Consider the following 19,799-nt stretch of genomic DNA (forward strand, 5'->3'; position numbering starts at 1 on the left):
TCCTAATGCTCAGCTTCATTGGCGTAACGTCCCGTGCCCAGCGAGCCCGGCCCCTGACGCGAAAATCGTACCATCAGATACACTTCCACAATCAGCAATATCGTGTACAGCGTCACAAACCCGAAAATCGATCCCCAGATATTGGCTGCGGTCAACGAAGAAACAGACAGATTGGTTGGCAGTACCCCATATACTGTCCATGGCTGGCGGCCATATTCTGCCACAAACCATCCGGCTTCACAGGCCAACCACGGCAATGGCAAGCTCCAGAAAGCCCACTTGAGCAGCCAGCGCTTTTCAGCAAAATTATTTTTAACCGAAGCATAAAAAGCTACAGCCATCAACATCAGCATCAGAACGCCACACAATACCATAATGCGGAAACTCCAGAACATCGGAGTTACACGCGGGATAGTTTCCCGCGCTGCATGCGCAATATCGGCTTCGGTAGCCAGACGCACATCCGGCACATAAGATTTCAACAATAGTCCAAAGCCCAGATCATCACCGTATTGCTTCAGACTGGCCTGCGCCTGTTCATCTGTGCGGTTTTTTCGCAATGTTTCCAGTGCAATCACTGCCTCACGACCATTGCGGATACGCTCAATATTTTCGGCAATAATTTCTTTTATCCCCGGAATCTGCTTATCCAGCGACCGAGTACCAATCAGCCCCATTGCCCACGGAATTTTTACCGCAAAATCATTTTTCATTGCCTGTTCATTTGGCATAGCAATCAAATTAAACGAAGCTGGAGCCGGTTCTGTTTCCCACATAGCTTCCAGCGTTGCCATCTTAGTTTGCTGTGATTTACCAACCGTATAGCCAGACTCATCACCAAGCACAAGCACCGATAAAATTGAGGCCACACCAAAAGCAACGGCAATACGGAAACTTTTTTTAGCAAAGTCTACATCCTGACCTTTTAACAGATACCAAGCAGAAATAGCCATCACAAAAATCGAACCAGTAACATACCCAGCAGAGACAGTATGCACAAACTTGTTTTGCGCCACCTCATTGAAGAAAATATCCGCAAAACTTGTCATTTCCATACGCATAGATTCAAAGTTGAAATGTGCACCTACCGGATCCTGCATCCAGCCATTGGCTACCAGAATCCATAGCGCAGACAGATTGGTACCCAAAGCCATCAGTATCGTAACCATAAGATGGCCGGGGCGACTCAGCCTCTCCCAGCCAAAAAAGAACAAACCCACAAAGGTAGATTCCAGAAAGAAAGCCATCAGCCCTTCAATCGCCAGCGGCGCACCGAATATATCACCCACATAATGCGAGTAATACGACCAGTTGGTACCAAACTGGAATTCCATCGTAATCCCCGTTGTTACCCCCAGAGCAAAATTGATACCGAATAACTTACCCCAGAAGCGCGTCATATCCTTGTAAATCTGGTTACCAGTTAACACATAGACCGATTCCATAATTACCAGAATCCAAGTCATCCCCAGAGTTAGCGGCACAAACAAAAAGTGATAAAGCGCAACCAAAGCAAACTGTAGTCTCGACAGTTCTACCAAATCCATAGCCGTGTTTCCTGTTCCATATTAATAAATTCTTATTCGATAATTACATCTATAGTCACAGTTAGAAAACCATCCTGATTTAATAGAACAAGATGTACTATTCAAATTGGAAATATTAAACTTAAAATAAAAATTTCCTCATACAACTTCATATTTAAGCTTACATTAAAAAAGTAAAAATTAAAATAAATAAAACCTATATTAGATACATATGGTTAAATTTATGCAAAATTAATGCAAACATATAACAATTAATTATAAAGCAATGGATTTTTTATCATTTGCCTGTACATAATTAACTTGACCTAAATCAAACATATTATATTATTCAAAATAAAAACAGCCACAACAATGTGGCTATTAAAACACAAAAAGAATAAATAACTTAGAAAGAATATCTTCAACCTACATACAGCACCTGCGCATCAGGCCATGGATTCGTCTGGTGACTGGCCACAATCAGAATCCCATGTTGCTGATGCTGCTTCAACATCACAGCCAGCGCTATTTGAGACTGCTCATCGATACCAGCAAAAGGTTCATCCAGAATCATCAATGCATAAGGCCGCAGCAGCAAACGCGCCAGTGCAATTCGCCGCGCCTGCCCGCCAGACACCGCAGCACCGTATTCACCCAGAGGCGTATCCAGCCGCTCAGGCTGATTTCTAGCCCATTCAGCCAGTCCAACACTGGCCAATACCGTCCATAACTCATCCTCGGTTGCCTCTGCTTTACCCAAACGCAGATTTTCTGCCAGAGTCAAATCAAATATATCAAGCTGTTGTGCCAAATAAGCCACCTGCCCTTGCCATTGCCAGACCGCAAATGGCTGTTGATTACAGTACAATTCACCACTCACAGGTTGCAATTCATCCGCTAAAACAGACAATAACGTTGATTTCCCTGCACCCGATGCGCCCTGTAACAGCAGAATATCGCCATTAATCACATCAAAACTGATATTTTCAGCTCCATTCAGCGCCTCCGGCCAGCGCGCACACATGCCTCGCGCCTGTAAATGTAATTGAGCAGGCAAGGCAGGTTTGGCAGATTCCTGTAGGAGCTGTGGCGGCATAATAGCATTCAGACGCGCACACGCTGCCCGACACAAACCATATGTCATCATATTCATACCCAGTACCAACACCAATTCCGCAAATCCAAACACAGCCAGCAACAAGGCCAGCAGCATCGCTATCGATAAACCGCTATTACCACTTCCCTGCCACAACAAAATAGCTGCTGCTACCGCCAGACACACCTGCTGTAGCAGCACTACCTTCCCTGCCAGCTGTTGCTGGCGTAACTGACCACTTACATAAACCCCGTCTTCAGCAAAAAAAGCCGTAGCAAAACGCGACCATTGTTGCCACTGCAACAGTGCAGTTAATGCCTCCAGCGGTTGCAGCAAAGCTGTGCGCCGCTGTTCAGACTGTACAGCCTGCTGACTGCCCCAGTTTTGTCCGCACCACGCGGCCACAGCAGGAATTACTACTGTAGCCAGCAATAAGGGAATGCCCAGATACAATGCCAGCAACCCATCACCTACAATTGCGGTTAGGCCGAGAATGCACAGCAATACGATCAGTGCCCACAGCCATGGCAATACCATATTCAGCGGCCAGTTATTAAGAAGCTCAATGTCACTGAGCAAACGATGCATCTGGCGCACTGATGTCGATTGCTGCTGTTTACCTGCTGCCAGACGGGCAAATAGCCCACTGCGCAAATCGGCCAGTAAACCAAGTACCGCATCATGCGATCCCAGCCGCTCCCCATAACGGCCGGCGGTACGCACAATAGCCAGCAAACGAATAATCCCTGCCGGTGTAAAATAATTAAATGTATAGGCTGTTGCCAGACTCAGCAGTCCTGCCAGTCCGGCAGCAGTAATAAACCAACCGGATAAAGCCAACAAAGCAATACTGGCAATCGCTGTTACCTGTCCTAAAAACCATGCCAGTATCCAAGCACGCTTGCGACTCAGTAAAAGATTCACTAATTTTAACTGCTGCCCCGACCACAATAAATGATAGCGTCTCATCCTAATTGCTCCCGCTGGCCAGACAATATAATCTCCCGGTCTACCCACCTTGCGTAACTGACATCATGACTAACCAGCAGCACCGTTTTACCAATACTCAATCGCGCCAGCAACTGCATAATATCCGCCGCAGTCTGCGGATCCAAATGAGCCGTTGGTTCGTCCAGCAGCCACAGTGGCGCATTGCGCAATAGCATTTGTGCCAGTGCCAGCCTCTGTAGCTGCCCGCCGGAAAATCCTCGTCCGCGTTCTCCCAATAACGTATCCATCTGTTTAGGCAAACGCTGTACCAACTCCCACAGCCCTACCAGCTGCAATACCTGCCGCAACTCCTCATCAGTGGCACTGGCACTGGCCAGACGCAGATTTTCAGCAATTGATAACGGCAGAATCGGCGGAGTCTGCGCCAGATAAGCCACCGACTGGCGCAAAAGTGGCAGATTCAAATCAGCATAATTATGCTGATTAATCCACAAAGTACCCGAGTAAGGCGCAAAGCCCAGCAAAGCCTGCAACAAACTGGATTTACCGCTACCACTAACCCCGCTGAGCAGAACACGTTCACCAGCTTGCACACTGAAACTGAATTGCGGCAAACGGATACGCTTATCCCGTCCGTACACCACCAGATATTCTGCCCGCAAGCAAGGTGGTGTCTGTAACACAAAATCCACTTCAGCAGAGACAGCAGTCATATTATTTGCTACCTCATACAACGGAATTACTGCCTCTGCCGCCGCCTCAGCTTTAGCTTTGTCATGATAATCAGCCCCGAGCTGACGCAGTGGTGCATAAAATTCCGGTGCAAGCAATAAAATAAATAACGCGCCCTGATAAGGTACCGGTATCCGGCCATTAGCCCACGGCAACACACCCAACAGCCCCAACCCCAGATAAACCGCTACCAGCGCAATCGCTAACGATGCAAACAACTCCAGTACCGCTGTAGACAGAAAAGCCAGGCGTAACACTGCCACAGTACGCATACGATAAGACTCCGCTGCCGAATCAATAGCCTGCTGAGCCTGTAACTGCGCTCCTAAACGGCGTAACGTCGGCAAACCGCGTAACAAATCAAGAAAGCGCCCGCTTAAAGCGGACAGAGCAGACAACTGCGCCCGATTTTTGCGTGCCGCAGCCTGCCCCAGCAAAATCATAAAAACCGGCACCAGTGGCGCAGTAAGCAACAACAGAGCAGCAGCAAACGGACTATAAAAACAGGTTGCCGCAGCAATCAGTAATGGCATCAATACTGCTAACTGTTGTTGCAGCACATAGCGGCTGAAATAGCCATCCAAAGCATCCACCTGCTCCAGCACCAGCGTTGACAGCGCACCATCACTACCGTACTGGCTACGTTCCGGCCCCAGAAAAGCCAGTGCTTTTAATAACTGGCTGCGCAACTGCAACCGAATCGATACACTAGCACGCAACAGCAGCCGCTCCCGGGCATAATTCAACAACGGCCGCAACAACCAGCAAGCAAGCAGATAAGGTAAAAACTGCTGTAATGCCACCGTCCCATTCTCACCGTTAAGCCACAGAGCAAACAGATTGGCCAGAAGTGCACTTTGCACAATAATCAGTATTGCCACAGCAATCATCATTATCCATGCCATCCGGAACGAGCGGCGTTGCTGCTTTTGCCATAAGCGCAGATAAGACCGCGGCGAGGATACATATAAATTCTGTTCAGCCAACCTGCTTCTCCCTTTGCATAAAACATCTGTCCAAAACTATGCAGTCACAATCGCCTGTGGCGAAACCAGCCCAAGCTGCCAGTGCTGCACTGCCCAGTCAAGTAAATCAGCCAGACTATCCACCTGCGGCGCCTGCGGCAGCCCCAGATAAACCAGAACCTGACGCAATAAAGTCTCTCGCCGGCGCAGATCCAACGCCGGTGCCTGCGTCTGTTTCGACCATTTCTGCCCCAAAGCATTGGTTAAAAGCGGCAAATGGGCATAGCTGGGCTGAGGCAAGCCCAGTAACTGCTGTAAATAAATCTGGCGCGGAGTAGATACCAGCAAATCCTGCCCGCGCACCACATGATTAATTCCCTGCGCAGCATCATCTACCACCACAGCCAACTGATAAGCCCAGAAACCATCAGCCCGCAATAAAACAAAATCACCCACATCAGTGTTCAGGCACTGCTGCTGCCAACCTTGCACTGCATCAAAAAAACTGATTAATTCAGTACCAACCCGCAAGCGCCAAGCTGGTGCTTTATCGGTACACAAACGTTTATCCGTACCCAGCAACGCACAACGTCCGCCGTAAACAACCCCATCTACACCCATACCTTGAGCCTGCGCATGTACCGTTTTACGGCTGCAATAACACGGATAAACCAGCTCACGTGCACGTAACTGCGCCAATGCCGCCGCATACAGGTGATGGCGCTTGCTCTGATAAACCACCTCACCATCCCAGTGCAGCGCAAAAGCTTCCAGCGTAGCCAGAATAGCGGCTGACGCACCGGGCTTTTCCCGGGGCGGATCCAAATCTTCCATGCGCACCAGCCAACGCCCGTGCCGGCCACGTGCATCCAGATATGAAGCTACCGCTGTTAACAGCGAACCAATATGCAATAAACCAGTAGGACTGGGCGCAAAGCGCCCCACATACAACTCAGACACAGACCACATCCATCCTTAATACTGCCAGCACAGCAAATAACTTAACATTACCCTCGCAAAAGTACAAACCAACATGTCCTATTAGCAGCAATCTCAACAATATAAACAATTATTTATCAAAATTTTATTCAGAATTAGCATTTATTATTTTTACCTTTGCCATTAAAGCCACGCCAAACCTGAAAAGACAAACCATAAAAAGGTATAATCAACCCTATCTGAACACATTGACACACCATGATTAGCACCGAATCGCAACTGCTTGTTATTGACACAAGCACCAGCTATCTGTCACTGGGAATCTATCAGAATGGGCATACCCATAGCATTTACGAAGCAGTGGGTGCGAAACAGTCCGAACTGATATTACCGCGCATCCAACAATTATTAAACACAGCCAGCCTGACACTGGCGCAGCTAGATGCCATAGTATATGCACAAGGACCAGGTGCCTTTACCGGATTACGCATCGGGCTGGGTGTGGCTACCGGTCTGGCACTGCCGCACAACCTACCCCTGATTGGCATACCCTGTCTGGACGCCGTGGCAGCACTGGTACCCAACCAACCGTGCGTACTGGCTGCTACCGATGCACGCATGAACGAATTGTTTTTTGCATGGTATGACACCCAAAAGCACAAATGCCTGAGTGATTATTTAGTTGGTTCGGCCGATAGCATCCGGCTGCCGGCCGGCCAGCATACCGCTACCGGAGTGGGTAATGCCTACGCTCTCAATATCACCTTACCGGTATCTGGGCAGAATCTCATGCCCAGCGCACAAGAATATGCCCAACTGGCCTTATCCGGCCGCTATACCACTACCGATGCCGCCCATGCCAGCCTGCATTATGTACGCAACAAAATTGCATTAACCGCTACCGAACAGGCAGCCAGACGTGCCGCAGGTAAAACAGCATGAATATCCGCGCCGCCACCCTTGCCGACATCTCCGCGTTGCAAATACTGGAGCAACAATGCAATCCCTCGCCGTGGTCAGCAACGCAACTCACCAGCAGCATTGATGCATCACAGCCCGTGTGGGTAATCGACCTGCCCGAACACGGAATTGTCGCCATGCTGGTCTGGCAAAAACTGCCAGATGAAGCAGAAATCCATCTGCTCAATACCCATCCGGCACATAGACGACAAGGGTATGCACAACAATTACTCGGGCACTTATTTCAGTGGGCACAGCAGCAACACATCAGCCGCATACTGCTTGAAGTTCGTGCCAGCAATTGCGGCGCATTACAACTATATGAACACAATGGCTTTGAGCGTTGCGGCCTGCGCAGAAGCTATTATCAGAATGGCGACGATGCCGTGCTAATGGAAAAAATATGCTAGACAGCCGCTATCTCTACTTACATGAAGCAATGGGTCTGGGACCCATGTGGTTATCACAGACCGCATACCTGATCGTTCCAGAATCAGCCCCAAAAAATACCGAAACAGACAGCGCGCCTGCTCCAACCGGCCAACCTGTATCCGCCAGTACTGACAGGCAGCAAACCATAGCTGCAACCCAGACAGCATCAGCGCGCAAATCCATCCCGCAGGCAGTTAACCAGCACCGCGCCGCCTTGCAGCAAATTATCAATCAGTCTCGCCCTGCAACCGTGCCAGAGGTACAAACAGCAGCAGGCAACAACATCAATATCAACAGCAACAAGCCCATACCGGATGAATTCAACATCAGCTTCGATGCCATACCCGCCTCACTGGCAGCCTGTACCCGTTGCAATCTCCATCAGGAACGCTGTACTCCACTGCCCGGTTACGGTGCCAGCAACGCACGCCTACTAGTGGTTAGTTCCAATCCAGCACCACCAGATGACAGCAACCAGCAGCTTTTCAGCGGTGAAGTAGGCAAACTGCTTAACAACATGCTGGCCGCCATCAATATGACTACTGAAGAAGTATTCTATACCAGCCAAGTAAAATGTGCGCCCAACGTCAGCCTGCACATCACAGCCGAACACCTGCACGCCTGCCTACCCTATCTGAGCGCGCAAATCGAACACATCAGGCCGCAGGCCGTCCTGCTGCTTGGTCAGATATTCAGCCAGATCGATCAGAACACACTGGCACAAAATCTACACAATATCCCATTTGTTATATGCCCTCATCCGGCACGCTTATTGCGTCAAAGCCATTTAAAAGCCACAGCATGGGCTGCGCTCAAAAAATTGCGTAATTATTTACAATAATCTGCCTCAAAAAAACAGTCTTAATCAAGGATAAGTCCGCACAAGCCAAACCATCTATGTTAAAATATGATAATAAAATTTTAAATAAATAAAATCAATACATTATGCATATTTCTCTTGGCCCTGTCGTGATGATACTATTGGTAGCTGTTTTAGCCGCCATCATCTGTCGCCGTTTACACATTCCCGCTATGCTCGGCTATCTCGTGGTTGGCTTTATTGCCGGCCCGGGCTGGCTGCATCTGATCAACCAGAATCATGCCACCGAATTTATCGGCGAAATCGGCATTACCTTCCTCATGTTCAGTATCGGACTGGAGTTTTCCATTGGCAAACTTAAAGCCATGCGTCGGCTGGTACTCGGGCTGGGTGGATTACAGGTTGCCCTCACCCTGACTGCCCTCTTCATCATACTGGGCGTCATGGGTATCCAGCTTACATGGGCATTTACCCTAGCCGCTGCCATGACCATGTCGTCTACCGCCATCGTTAGCCGCATCATGGTAGAGAAAAATGAGCTAGGACAACACTACGGCCATATGATTATGGGTGTATTGCTCATGCAAGACATTGCTGTCGTACCACTGATGATTCTGTTCCCCGCGCTGGCACACAGTAGTGACGGCCTGATACTACAGATGGGCAAAGCCCTGCTCACCATGGTAGTGGCACTTGGCCTATTGCTGGTAGTCGGCAGCAAAATCATGCCAGCATGGTTTCGCCTGATTGCACGTACTAAATCCAGCGAACTGTTTATGATTAACGTATTACTGGTTACACTGGGCGTTGCCTACCTTACCCAGTTGGCTGGCCTGTCGCTGGCATTGGGTGCATTCGTAGCCGGCATGCTCATATCCGAAACCGAATACCGCTATCAGGTAGAAGATGATATCCGCCCTTTCCGCGACATCTTGCTTGGCTTTTTCTTCATTACCATCGGCATGAAGCTCAACATACAGGTATTGCAATCAAGCTGGTTAATGATACTGGCACTATGTGCACTACTTGTCATCCTCAAAGCACTAGTATTACTTGGCATTTGCCGTTACATGAAAGAAAACACAGACGATGGCATCAAAACTGCACTGTATCTGGCACAGGGCGGTGAATTCGGCTTCGTGATACTGGCCATCAGCGGTGCACTGAAACTCATCTCACTTGAGCTGCAACAGGCAGCCATTGCCGCCATCCTGCTTTCCATGATACTGGCGCCTTTTATCATGAAAAGTGCCGATCAAATCGCCAAACTATTGGTTAAACGCAGTTGGGACGAACAGGCTGTTGACTTGCAAAGCATACTGGTTGACACCATGAACAAATCCGACCATATCCTCATCATCGGCTTCGGTCGCTGTGGTCAAAGTATCGCCCGCATTCTGCAACAGGAAGACACACCCTACTATGCTATCGATCTGGACGCCGAACGCGTGGCCACCGCCAAAGCAGCCGGTGAACCGGTTACCTTCGGAGACGCCAAAAGACAGGAAGTATTGCAGGCAGCCGGATTAAAACGTGCCAATACCGTACTTATCACCATCAACAACATGACCGAGGCCAAACATATCCTCAGCAACATTATGTTGATTGCCCCCACCATGCCGGTAATCGTGCGCGTCACCAGCGACGACAACATCCCCGTCCTCACCAATATAGGCGCAGACGATATCGTTTCCGATGAAAAAGAATCCAGCCTCACACTGGCCAGTCAGGCACTGTTAAGCTCAGGCAAACCGTTTGACGAAGTTTATCAAATCATGCAGCGCATCCGCCAAGACCGCTATCAGGCACTCGAAGGCCTGTTTGCTGGCAGTGATGACGAAATTTCCAATGAAAATGTACATTACTTCCGTCAGGCATTCACCCTGCCACCAGATGCCTTTCTAGTGGGCAAAAGCATAAACGACCTGCCACTGGACAAACTGAATATAAAACTGCTTTCCGTACGCCGCAACGCCCACCAGCTACGCGAATTTAATCCCGACTTCAGTTTCAAAGCCGCAGACACACTGGTAGTACTCGGCCTCAGAGACAAAGTAATTCTATTTGAAAACTGGTCACTACAGGGAACAAGCTAATTTTTTCACAACCAGCACTTGCCAACAGACAATATATCTGGTTTAATACCGACTTTCCCAAGCACGGGTGATTAGCTCAGTTGGTAGAGCGTCTGCCTTACAAGCAGAATGTCGGCGGTTCGACTCCGTCATCACCCACCAGTTTTCTGTTTTATGCACAGCATGAAACTTGCGCGGTGGTAGCTCAGTTGGTTAGAGTACCGGCCTGTCACGCCGGGGGTCGCGGGTTCGAGCCCCGTCCGCCGCGCCAAAAAATAAAAAAAGCACAGCAAAAGCTGTGCTTTTTTTATTATCAACTAAAACCAATTATTTCAAATTAGCCGCTTCTGCTAAAACATCAAAACTGCCAACAATAAAACCATCAGCCTTACCCCTATACACCTACCCCCGCTAGTTACAGCACTTTCAAACAGACAATATACATATCCATCAAAACAAAATCATCTATTCAGGGCTGCTAAACTTTAACCCACCCATACCATCTTCGCCTCAAACACAAAATTATACCGTATACACCACATACACCATTATCCTGTATAATTGTTAAATTATGTTTAATACACTATTATTTATAGAAAAAACATAAAACCCCTTATTTTTATTCCGAGGATCGTATACATTTAATCACACACCAATCAAACGATTTACAACAAACCAGAAATAAGCAAGAAAGGTTTATCGTGGGAAATAACGATTATCTGATAGAAGTTAAAAATGTTTCCAAAAAAATTAAAGGCCGGCAAATTTTGGATAGCATTTCATTCAAAATTGCACCCGGCCGGATTATGGGTTTTTTAGGTCCTAATGGTGCTGGCAAAACCACCATGCTGAAATTGCTTACAGGTTTAATGTTCCCCACCTCAGGGGAAATCAAAATCTGTGGCCATGACATTCAGAAAAGCTTCGAACAGGCTGCATGCAATCTGGGTACCATAATTGAAAACCCTGAATTTTATAATTACATGTCTGGTCTGAATAATCTACAGATATTTGCTGACATGAGCCGTCTTTCAATCAGTAAAAATGAACTGATGCAAACTTTAGCCACTACCGGACTTAAAGGTGCTGAGCAGCAAAAAGTTAAAGGCTATTCTTTAGGTATGCGACAAAGATTGGGCGTAGCAAATGCTACCATTCATCGGCCCAAAGTATTAATTCTGGATGAGCCCATGAATGGCCTCGACCCCGAAGGGATGAAAGAATTCCGCAACCTGATGAAAAACTTTATCCGCAATGGAAACAGCATCATTATTTCCAGCCATCTTCTCTCTGAGCTACAGGAGATAGTGAACGACATAATTATCGTTAACCGCGGCAGACAAATATACACAGGAACAATGACTGATTTCCTCAGTAAATCCAATAATATCGTTCACATAGAAGTGGGCGGAGATGTATTACTGGCAGAAAAAATACTACAAGAAAAAGGATATCAGGTTAACAACCAGCTCAATAGCCTTGAAATCTCAATTAACCAGAATGATCGCGACCCACGTGCGGAAATTGCCAAACTACTGGTCGAAAACAATATCCCCTTAATCGGCTTAAAGCTGACACATTACTCTCTGGAAGACTCATTTCTCAATACCATTAACAGCGATAATCAAAAAAGGGCTAACTAATGAAATTACTGATTAATGAATGGCGTAAATACCTATTCAACGTCCGCAGCGTAATTATCATACCTTTAATAATATTTATCTTATTAATTATTTATTTTAGCACAATAGGTTTTATATTTTCGAAGACAACACGCTCACTTTCCGTTGACGATTGTAACAAGGTATTTTTTTATGGCATAAATATTTGTTACTATTTTATCAATTTTATTGCTATTATTTATGCTTCCAGTATTCTGAGCTCAGAAATATCCAGAGGTACAATTAAATTTATCCTCACACGTCCTTATCAACGTTACAAAATACTACTGGCAAAAATTGGAGCGATAACGATATTAATGCCATTGATGCTGATTATATTTGTAATCTTCACTTTATTATTACAGTTACTAACACTACACCATTTGCCAGAACTTAGTATAATAATAAAATATACTAAGATATATAGCCTATACATATTAGGAATTACAATATTTTTTACTGCATTTGCTCTAATGCTTTCTTCTCTGACCAGCAGCCCCGCCTTTGTTACCGGTTGCTGTATTGTGTATTATTTCTTTGCTGATGGTCTGTGGGCGTTAATCAATTTAATTTATCTTGACCTACCAACAGATGGATGGTTATATAAATTATGCCCTTTAAATATAAAGAGCTATTTATTTAAATTAATGACAGATGCAATCGAAAACCCTATTCATAATGAATTCTATATAGCCTTACTGGTCGATATTGTCTATGGATGCATTTTCTTTCTGATAGCTGTGCTGATATTCAGACGGCGTGATATTTCATTAGCCAGTTAATTGCCATCTTACTCAAACCACATACAGGCCAGATTGTAAAAAACATTTTTAAATCATGAGTATCCAACCCACCTTTTCCAGTCTGGCCTTTGATGGTAATATTTTGTTTAAAATATATCAATATAATCCAAATTTGTAACCATAAACTCTTGTAGTATATATACACAGAAAAATTATTAAATCTTTTGAGTAATGGCTGGTTTATTTCTTATATAATTTTTATTTCTATACTTTCGAATATCTGATTTTAATCTATTACGCTTATAATGTTTTAAAAGTGGAGAAATTTCAATGTGAATTTTTTAACCTCTTCATCATTTTATCAGCACTTTTTGGATGATATTTGCTATAATATAATACTCTTCCTTGAACACTTTCAAAATTTTTAACTACAAATTTCATATCCTATTCTTGAAAATGTTGCTCTAATTGATACAAAGCAGCTCTTATATTTGCTCTTTTTTTCTTTGGAATTGATAATTTTGATTTTACTATATTAATCTTGTTTACAGTAAGTGACCTAGTTTTACAACTAGGTGCTATTGATCTTTTTTCACTCTGTAAACTGAATTGATAAGCTCTTATCATTCCTACTACGATTCTATGTACTTCATTTATATCTTCTTTTGTTTTTTTAGATAAGGAGGAAACACTTATATCATCAACAAATCTGGTATAAACAAAATTTTTATTTCTTAATTTTTGTACCACGTTAACTTCTGAACGATAAAAAACCAAATTTGCAATATACGAACTACATGGAGAACCTTGCGGAACTTGATTATTGACGGTTGTTAACTTTGCCAGTACATGAGATACCTCTGCAGAAAAATGAAAAAAGTTCTTAAATATATCAAATACATGTTCATAAGTAATAGCAGTAAAGAATGATTGAATATCAAAATTACAAATAACTTCTGCATTTAAATGTTGAGATATATTAGTGTAGGTATCTCTATTAGGAAGAGCTCCATGTAAAAAATCTGGATAAGAGACTACTTTAAATATTTTAGAATTTAATCTTTTAAGAAAATATTTTAATCGTGGTTCACATAAATAAATTGGTCGGGGTTTACCGTTAGATTTAAGTATTGGTATAGATCCTTCATAAAGAGAGTTTATATTTTCTAACAAATAAGTTATTTTATTACAATTAATATTAAGATGCTTGACTAAGGATTCGATTGACTGAATGCCAGCTAAGGGGGATTTAAATTGTAAATTAAGCATTATTTTTAATCGAATTAATTATTTGTTCATCAAAAAGTTTTGCAATATTTGGCGATAAATTTAATTCACGCTTATCTGATGCTAAATATACTAAAATTTCGATAGGTACACCTAGAGAGTTAGAAATTTTTTCAATAGTATCTAGAGTAGGCTTTCTTTTATTATTCTCTATCAATGAAAGATAGGATTGGGATAAATTAGTCCGATTTTGCAACTCTTCTAATGAGATATCTTTTAATACTCTACAAAATTTTATTGCTTTACCGATATTCATTAATATTTTCCAAAACGAATGTAGGGCCTGCCCATATTTAGCTGAAGTATTTTTCAATTGCCTCACTGATGACCTCAATAATATCCATTACTTTCGCTATACCATTTAAATATGGCAGTAATGAAAACTTACTTTTGTCTTCTTTCAGTTGCAAAAGAAAACCTTCTAGCTCTTTCCGAGCAGGGTCGCTAATCGTATTCGACTTATCTGCAAGAATTTTTTCAATCAAACAAATAAGGTCTTTAATTTCATTTTGTTTCATAAAATCTCCATAAGTTAATATAAACTGGGCAAAACACCTGCCCTGGCGATTTCAAGTATTGTTGCCGGTTTAGTACGATTAGCAACCACAGAAGCCCACCTACACACGTTACGTCCAGACCCTGGCACTTTTTATATATGCTCAACTACTACCGACCGTCTTCCGCTATCCAGTTTACTTCGGACGACGAACTACGCCTGTTGCTCGCTGAAGCTGACATATAAAGCAAATATCCACAATGTGGCACCCAAAATGGGTTAATTCTCCACAACAATACTTAAAACTAAGAGATTCAAAATAAAATTAAAGATCGAAATGGACGGTTCATCCATCAATGAAAGTTATTATATACAGCCCCTAGAAACTGTCAATATTATTTACTATTAGTAATAATATTGATATCACAAAATTTAAATTTTTAATCTCAAATAGATTTTTATTTAATTTATTAGATAAAATTTCCTCTACAAAATTTACCTTAATAGATCATAATCAATATCTTATTTAGAAGCAGAATATTGATGAGAAAGTCTATATAATGTTTAATTTAAAGCTGCATCTATCTGTATAATTATTAATACTTTTTCTATGCAGAACGGTTTATTAGCTAGGATAAGGGAGACAATATGTGTAATCAATTACCGGTTCAGCCGGAATATACGCTGGGTAATTCGGCTATTTATAGCCGGCATCTGCCCACGATTAAGCAACTGCAATATTTTCTGGCGGTATGTGAGGAAGGCAATTTTCGCAAGGCTGCCAGCAGGCTGGGGATAAGCCAGCCACCACTATCCATGCAAATTAAGACGCTGGAAGAAAAACTGCAAACCACACTATTTGTACGCAATACCCGTTATGTGCTGCTTACTGCACAGGGCAGGCAATTTCGAGATAAGGCCAGAAGCTGGCTGCAAGGTTTATCGCTGACAATAAGCAATATCAACCCCTACTCTGCTGACCGGTTAACAATTGGTATTACTAAAATTCTGGGATTTAATTTTATTCCGCTGTTCTATGAATTTAGTAGCCGTTTTCAGCAGCACATTGATTTGTTGCAGCAGGACTATTCTTCTAAGGAGCTACTGGCTGAATTCAATAAAAATAATATTGATTTGGTGATTATTTCTGATTATAAACATGATAGTCATCAGGCCGGCAGTTTATTTGTCTATCAGGAAACCATGCTGCTGGCTTTACCGGAAAACCATCCGGCCTGTGCGCAGGAAAAAATAGATTTAAATACAGTGGTGGATTTACCTTTATACTGGTGCAAACGCTATCAGAATCCAGCTTTATACGACCGGATGCAAAAAATAATTAGCAAATTACCCACTCCGCTGGTATTGCAGCAGAAATTGCATAATTTTTTAACTATGCTGATGGAAATAGCCATGGGCAGGGGTATGCTGTTGCTGCCAGCATCAATGGCACAGGCTCATGTGCAGGGAGTGGTGTATAAAAAGCTGACTGCAAAATATGAGCAGCAGCTATTGATGGATATGCATCTTCTCTGGCATAAGTCTGCGGCAGAAAACACGACTATTAATGCGATGATTGAGTACTTTAAGCTTCACCATACGGCCTCGGTGGCATTATAAAGGCTTTGCATACCGCTATGCTAAAAGATACTTTAGTTTGATATGTTTTTTATATCAATAATTTTGTATTTCTCTTCTCAAGTTGAATTATTTACTATCAATACCAGCAATAAAGCATCTGCCTAACTTGAACTAAGTATAAGGAATACTGGATAAAGCAATTCAGGCACAATTAATTCTGATAGGATAATAAATAATGACTCATTCTTTACCCCAACGAAAACTTGGTCAGCATCTTACTGTCTCAGCCATTGGCTATGGCGCTATGGGACTGAGCGAATTCTATGGTGCTGTGGAGACAGCACATGCACAAAAGATATTGCAACAAGTAATTGATTATGGTGTTACTTTGATAGACACAGCGGATATGTATGGCCACGGTGAAAATGAAAAGCTGATTGGTTCGGTATTGAAAACGCTGCCTGATTCTACCCGCGCGCAGCTCACTATTGCCACTAAATGCGGTATTGATAGAAGTAATACCACCGGCTATAGTCGCAATATCAATAATCGTCCGGAATACATTAAGCAGTGCTGTGATGATTCTCTGGCCAGACTGGGTATTGAGCAAATTGATTTATTTTATATTCACCGCATTGATCCCGATACGGCGATTGAGGATACGATGCAGGCTCTGGCTGAGCTGGTACAGGCCGGCAAGATTGCCCATATTGGTTTGTGTGAGGTTTCTGCTTCGGTTTTGCAGCGTGCCTGTACTATTTATCCAGTTGATGTGGTGCAAACTGAATATTCGCTGTGGACACGTGATATTGAAGATGAATTACTGCCTTTGCTGAAAAAATCAAATATCGGTCTGGTGCCCTATTCGCCACTGGGACGCGGTTTTCTCACTGGCCAGATTCAGAATAAGGAAGATTTGGCCGAAAATGATTTCCGCCGTACCAATCCGCGCTTTCAAGATAGCAATCTGGAACATAATAAACGGCTGCTACAAGCATTAGAACCCATGACTATCAAATACAATTGTACTATGGGGCAGATTGCGCTGGCATGGTTGCTGGCACAATGGGCACATATTGTACCGATTCCGGGTACCAAAAATGAGAAATACTTGCGCGAAAATAATCAGGCCAGCTTGTTGCAATTAGAAGAATCGGATGTCAATCTATTAAATGATCTGAAAAACAGTATTCAAATTCAAGGAGAACGGTATACGCCTGAAGGAATGAAAGGTATCTTCTGAATTTAGGCATACTTATTTCTGAGTAAGTGAATAAGCAGTAACTACCTCGCCACTGGATTTAATCTGTGGCGGGGTACTGTTAAATCAATGGCTGATAATTAATAATGATTTAATTGCCTGACGCTGATCCATTGCCTGATAGGCAGCCTGAATATCGGCTAAGTCAAAGCGCTGGTTAAAGACTTTGCCCGGCTGAATTTCTTCATTCAAAACTGCTTGTAGCAACAGGTTTTTATCATATGTGGTAACGCTGGCAATACCACCACGCACACCTATATTACGCCAGAAAATATCGCCGGTATTGATTTCAGTCTGCTGTGGTACGCCTACACAGCCAACAATGGCGCCCGAGCGCGCGACTGCAATGGCTGTTTGTAAAGCTTGTTTGGTACCTACACATTCCAGTACGGCATCTGCTCCAGCCTGACTGGTGAGCGCTAATACTTTTTCAACTGCATCATCACCTCGTTCCGGTACTATATCGGTAGCACCGAACTCCTGCGCCAGTTGTGCTCTGTCCGGATGCCGACTCATGGCAATAATACGTTCTGCACCACGCAATTTCGCTGCAATGACACCACACAGGCCAACTGCACCATCTCCCATGACAACTACGGTATCACCGTTTTTGACTTCGGCACTGGCCGCTGCATGATAGCCGGTAGCCATAACATCAGCTAAGGTGAGCAATGAATTCAGCACGCTATCGGAATAATCCTGTGGCTGGCCGGGAATTTTAACCAGCGCCCAGTCTGCATTGCTAAAACGCAGATATTCTCCCTGATAGCCACCATTGCCGCTCTGCTCCTGATTCTGGCAATTGCCGTCAAACCCGGCCTTGCAGGCAGCACAATGTCCACAGCCATGGGTAAAGGGTACAATAACAAAATCACCGCTCTCGATATGCGTCACTGCATGGCCTACAGCTTCGACGATACCGATGGCTTCATGCCCGACGGGGCTTTCGGTTTTGCGCTGGCTGATTCCGCGAAACCACCATAAATCTGAACCACAAACACAGGCACGGACAATACGGATAATGGCATCGGTAGGCTGCTGGATAACAGGTTTATCCATTTCTCGTATGGCTACTTCACCGGGCGCAACAAATACTGCTACTTTCATGGTTATCTTTCCTTAGCTGTTGAATTAAATCATCTTTGCCGTTAGTTTATAGCGGTTTAATCATCATACCATGCCAGCTGATAAAGAATAGATTCGTTTTGGTTATGATATTTTAGACTGTGGCTTATAGCAGGTATTGATGGAACAACAATGCTATTGCTACAGATAAGATATTAGATACACAAAATACTTTTAATTAACGGATTAAACATTAATTTTATATATTCTGATATATTTAGATTTATGCTTCTGTTTATATTCACTTGGCCTGATTTGTATAGTACTCATGTGTTATTACTAACTGAATCTGATGCAGTTATATTGTGGCAACTATGCTATGGATATGTTTTTTTGTGTATGATTATGTCAAATATTATGTTGTTAATCAGTGCATATGGCAGAAAAAATTAATTGTGTTTCTATTATATACCGCTATATTATTTATATATTCAAAAATAAATAATATTTTTATTCCTAAATTATTATCATTCTATTAATGAGTTTATATGGCTAATAGATATAAAAAAAGTGTCGTATTGTTTTTGGGTTTATCACTATTTAGTTTTATTGTTTATGCTCAGTTTTTTGATCAAAGACAAACAGGTGCACAAGAGGTTGGTCAGGTTGTCGATCAGTTTAATGGTGTCAATGTATATTACAATGGGCAAATAAGTCATGTTAGCGGGCGTAATCTAACTAAGGATGGTTACAATTTAGGACAAAAATATCAATGTGTTGAATTTGTAAAACGCTATTATTATGAGCGTTTCAAGCATAAAATGCCCGATAGCTATGGCCATGCTAAAGATTTTTTTGATGCTTCGATTGCCGATGGCCATATTAATCCAAAGCGTAATTTGCTACAGTTTCATAATGGTTCGCCAACTCAGCCAAAAGTTGATGATATTATCGTTTTGGCTGGTCGCAAATATGGTCATGTTGCCATTATAAGTAAGGTTAGTAATAATGAAATTGAAATTGTGCAACAGAATCCAGGCCCTAACACGAGCAGTCGCGCTACTTATCCATTAATTTATAAAGATGGATTATGGAAGATTGATAATTTCCGTGTATTGGGCTATTTACGTAAAATCTGAAGTCATGACTATCGATGCTTAGTACGCCATTGATTCAAGCAGCTACATTGATATACGCCTGCTGGAATTG

17 protein-coding genes and 2 tRNA genes are annotated in these 19,799 nt (G+C 43.4%); 11 read left to right on the forward strand and 8 right to left on the reverse strand.

The annotated features are described in order from the left end of the window. Positions 1 to 2 precede the first annotated feature (2 nt). The 4 genes from BHC51_RS05555 to gluQRS form a co-directional block, all read right to left on the reverse strand. Entirely contained in the window at positions 3 to 1,547 is a 1,545-nt protein-coding gene (locus tag BHC51_RS05555; protein ID WP_100153523.1) for a cytochrome ubiquinol oxidase subunit I, read from the reverse strand. 400 nt (positions 1,548 to 1,947) lie between these two features. Further along, positions 1,948 to 3,591, reverse strand: a complete 1,644-nt coding sequence (locus BHC51_RS05560; RefSeq protein ID WP_100123292.1) for an amino acid ABC transporter ATP-binding/permease protein — start codon at positions 3,589 to 3,591, stop codon at positions 1,948 to 1,950. Continuing rightward, positions 3,588 to 5,291 (reverse strand): thiol reductant ABC exporter subunit CydD, encoded by a 1,704-nt coding sequence (gene cydD, locus BHC51_RS05565; RefSeq protein WP_100153524.1) that lies wholly within the window; start codon positions 5,289 to 5,291, stop codon positions 3,588 to 3,590. Before cydD ends, BHC51_RS05560 begins: the two co-directional genes overlap by 4 nt. 36 nt (positions 5,292 to 5,327) lie before the next feature. After that, positions 5,328 to 6,221 carry a tRNA glutamyl-Q(34) synthetase GluQRS gene (gluQRS, locus tag BHC51_RS05570; RefSeq protein WP_100153565.1) on the reverse strand — a complete coding sequence of 298 codons (894 nt, stop codon included), beginning with the start codon at positions 6,219 to 6,221 and terminating at the stop codon, positions 5,328 to 5,330. A 246-nt stretch (positions 6,222 to 6,467) separates the two neighbouring features. Here gluQRS and tsaB point away from each other — a divergent pair, with 246 nt between their 5' ends. The 8 genes from tsaB to BHC51_RS05610 all read left to right on the forward strand — a co-directional run bounded on the left by tsaB (position 6,468) and on the right by BHC51_RS05610 (position 12,939). Then, on the forward strand, positions 6,468 to 7,151 hold the full coding sequence (tsaB, locus tag BHC51_RS05575; RefSeq protein ID WP_100100204.1) for a tRNA (adenosine(37)-N6)-threonylcarbamoyltransferase complex dimerization subunit type 1 TsaB: 684 nt from the start codon (positions 6,468 to 6,470) through the stop codon (positions 7,149 to 7,151). Then, a complete protein-coding gene (rimI, locus tag BHC51_RS05580; RefSeq protein WP_100100203.1) occupies positions 7,148 to 7,579 on the forward strand; it encodes a ribosomal protein S18-alanine N-acetyltransferase in 432 nt (143 codons plus the stop codon). The genes tsaB and rimI overlap by 4 nt, the downstream gene beginning before the upstream one ends. Further along, positions 7,573 to 8,442, forward strand: a complete 870-nt coding sequence (locus tag BHC51_RS05585) for a uracil-DNA glycosylase (protein ID WP_100153525.1) — start codon at positions 7,573 to 7,575, stop codon at positions 8,440 to 8,442. The genes rimI and BHC51_RS05585 overlap by 7 nt, the downstream gene beginning before the upstream one ends. Before the next feature lie 101 nt (positions 8,443 to 8,543). Continuing rightward, entirely contained in the window at positions 8,544 to 10,517 is a 1,974-nt protein-coding gene (locus BHC51_RS05590) for a cation:proton antiporter domain-containing protein (protein ID WP_180296443.1), read from the forward strand. Positions 10,518 to 10,582: 65 nt separating this feature from the next. Then, positions 10,583 to 10,658: transfer RNA gene (locus tag BHC51_RS05595), tRNA-Val, on the forward strand. Positions 10,659 to 10,690: 32 nt separating this feature from the next. Then, positions 10,691 to 10,767: transfer RNA gene (locus tag BHC51_RS05600), tRNA-Asp, on the forward strand. Positions 10,768 to 11,197: 430 nt separating this feature from the next. Beyond that, positions 11,198 to 12,139 carry an ABC transporter ATP-binding protein gene (locus tag BHC51_RS05605; RefSeq protein ID WP_100153526.1) on the forward strand — a complete coding sequence of 314 codons (942 nt, stop codon included), beginning with the start codon at positions 11,198 to 11,200 and terminating at the stop codon, positions 12,137 to 12,139. Continuing rightward, positions 12,139 to 12,939, forward strand: a complete 801-nt coding sequence (locus BHC51_RS05610; RefSeq protein ID WP_100153527.1) for an ABC transporter permease — start codon at positions 12,139 to 12,141, stop codon at positions 12,937 to 12,939. Before BHC51_RS05605 ends, BHC51_RS05610 begins: the two co-directional genes overlap by 1 nt. 405 nt (positions 12,940 to 13,344) lie before the next feature. Here the strand turns inward: BHC51_RS05610 and BHC51_RS05615 are convergent, their stop codons facing one another. Genes BHC51_RS05615 through BHC51_RS05625 form a run of 3 tightly spaced genes read right to left on the reverse strand, consistent with a single transcriptional unit; the run spans position 13,345 to position 14,705 of the window. Next, positions 13,345 to 14,169, reverse strand: a complete 825-nt coding sequence (locus tag BHC51_RS05615; RefSeq protein ID WP_100153528.1) for a reverse transcriptase family protein — start codon at positions 14,167 to 14,169, stop codon at positions 13,345 to 13,347. Next, positions 14,162 to 14,443, reverse strand: a complete 282-nt coding sequence (locus BHC51_RS05620) for a helix-turn-helix domain-containing protein (RefSeq protein ID WP_100100196.1) — start codon at positions 14,441 to 14,443, stop codon at positions 14,162 to 14,164. Before BHC51_RS05620 ends, BHC51_RS05615 begins: the two co-directional genes overlap by 8 nt. Positions 14,444 to 14,480: 37 nt before the next feature. After that, entirely contained in the window at positions 14,481 to 14,705 is a 225-nt protein-coding gene (locus BHC51_RS05625; protein WP_100100195.1) for a hypothetical protein, read from the reverse strand. A 626-nt stretch (positions 14,706 to 15,331) separates the two neighbouring features. On the opposite strand from BHC51_RS05625, the gene BHC51_RS05630 reads away from it, so the two are divergent. Both BHC51_RS05630 and BHC51_RS05635 read left to right on the forward strand, forming a co-directional pair. Beyond that, positions 15,332 to 16,303, forward strand: coding sequence for a LysR family transcriptional regulator (locus BHC51_RS05630; RefSeq protein ID WP_100153529.1), 972 nt, complete (start codon positions 15,332 to 15,334; stop codon positions 16,301 to 16,303). Between the two features lie 196 nt (positions 16,304 to 16,499). Further along, positions 16,500 to 17,507 (forward strand): aldo/keto reductase, encoded by a 1,008-nt coding sequence (locus BHC51_RS05635; protein ID WP_100153530.1) that lies wholly within the window; start codon positions 16,500 to 16,502, stop codon positions 17,505 to 17,507. An 84-nt stretch (positions 17,508 to 17,591) separates the two neighbouring features. Here BHC51_RS05635 and BHC51_RS05640 read toward each other — a convergent pair whose 3' ends face one another. Further along, entirely contained in the window at positions 17,592 to 18,632 is a 1,041-nt protein-coding gene (locus BHC51_RS05640) for a zinc-dependent alcohol dehydrogenase family protein (protein ID WP_100153531.1), read from the reverse strand. Positions 18,633 to 19,138: 506 nt separating this feature from the next. On the opposite strand from BHC51_RS05640, the gene BHC51_RS05645 reads away from it, so the two are divergent. Continuing rightward, positions 19,139 to 19,729 (forward strand): CHAP domain-containing protein, encoded by a 591-nt coding sequence (locus BHC51_RS05645; protein WP_100153532.1) that lies wholly within the window; start codon positions 19,139 to 19,141, stop codon positions 19,727 to 19,729. Positions 19,730 to 19,799 lie beyond the last annotated feature (70 nt).

Source organism: Snodgrassella alvi (assembly GCF_002777745.1).
GTDB lineage: Bacteria > Pseudomonadota > Gammaproteobacteria > Burkholderiales > Neisseriaceae > Snodgrassella > Snodgrassella alvi_D.

Bases quoted from the DNA above. Each gene is read 5' to 3' on its own strand.
- BHC51_RS05585 (WP_100153525.1), top strand. From the start codon at position 7,573: ATGCTAGACAGCCGCTATCTCTACTTACATGAAGCAATGGGTCTGGGA.
- BHC51_RS05620 (WP_100100196.1), bottom strand. From the start codon at position 14,443: ATGAATATCGGTAAAGCAATAAAATTTTGTAGAGTATTAAAAGATATC.
- rimI (WP_100100203.1), top strand. From the start codon at position 7,148: ATGAATATCCGCGCCGCCACCCTTGCCGACATCTCCGCGTTGCAAATA.
- BHC51_RS05615 (WP_100153528.1), bottom strand. From the start codon at position 14,169: ATGCTTAATTTACAATTTAAATCCCCCTTAGCTGGCATTCAGTCAATC.
- BHC51_RS05555 (WP_100153523.1), bottom strand. From the start codon at position 1,547: ATGGATTTGGTAGAACTGTCGAGACTACAGTTTGCTTTGGTTGCGCTT.
- BHC51_RS05640 (WP_100153531.1), bottom strand. From the start codon at position 18,632: ATGAAAGTAGCAGTATTTGTTGCGCCCGGTGAAGTAGCCATACGAGAA.
- BHC51_RS05645 (WP_100153532.1), top strand. From the start codon at position 19,139: ATGGCTAATAGATATAAAAAAAGTGTCGTATTGTTTTTGGGTTTATCA.
- BHC51_RS05635 (WP_100153530.1), top strand. From the start codon at position 16,500: ATGACTCATTCTTTACCCCAACGAAAACTTGGTCAGCATCTTACTGTC.
- tsaB (WP_100100204.1), top strand. From the start codon at position 6,468: ATGATTAGCACCGAATCGCAACTGCTTGTTATTGACACAAGCACCAGC.
- BHC51_RS05610 (WP_100153527.1), top strand. From the start codon at position 12,139: ATGAAATTACTGATTAATGAATGGCGTAAATACCTATTCAACGTCCGC.
- BHC51_RS05625 (WP_100100195.1), bottom strand. From the start codon at position 14,705: ATGAAACAAAATGAAATTAAAGACCTTATTTGTTTGATTGAAAAAATT.
- BHC51_RS05630 (WP_100153529.1), top strand. From the start codon at position 15,332: ATGTGTAATCAATTACCGGTTCAGCCGGAATATACGCTGGGTAATTCG.
- BHC51_RS05560 (WP_100123292.1), bottom strand. From the start codon at position 3,591: ATGAGACGCTATCATTTATTGTGGTCGGGGCAGCAGTTAAAATTAGTG.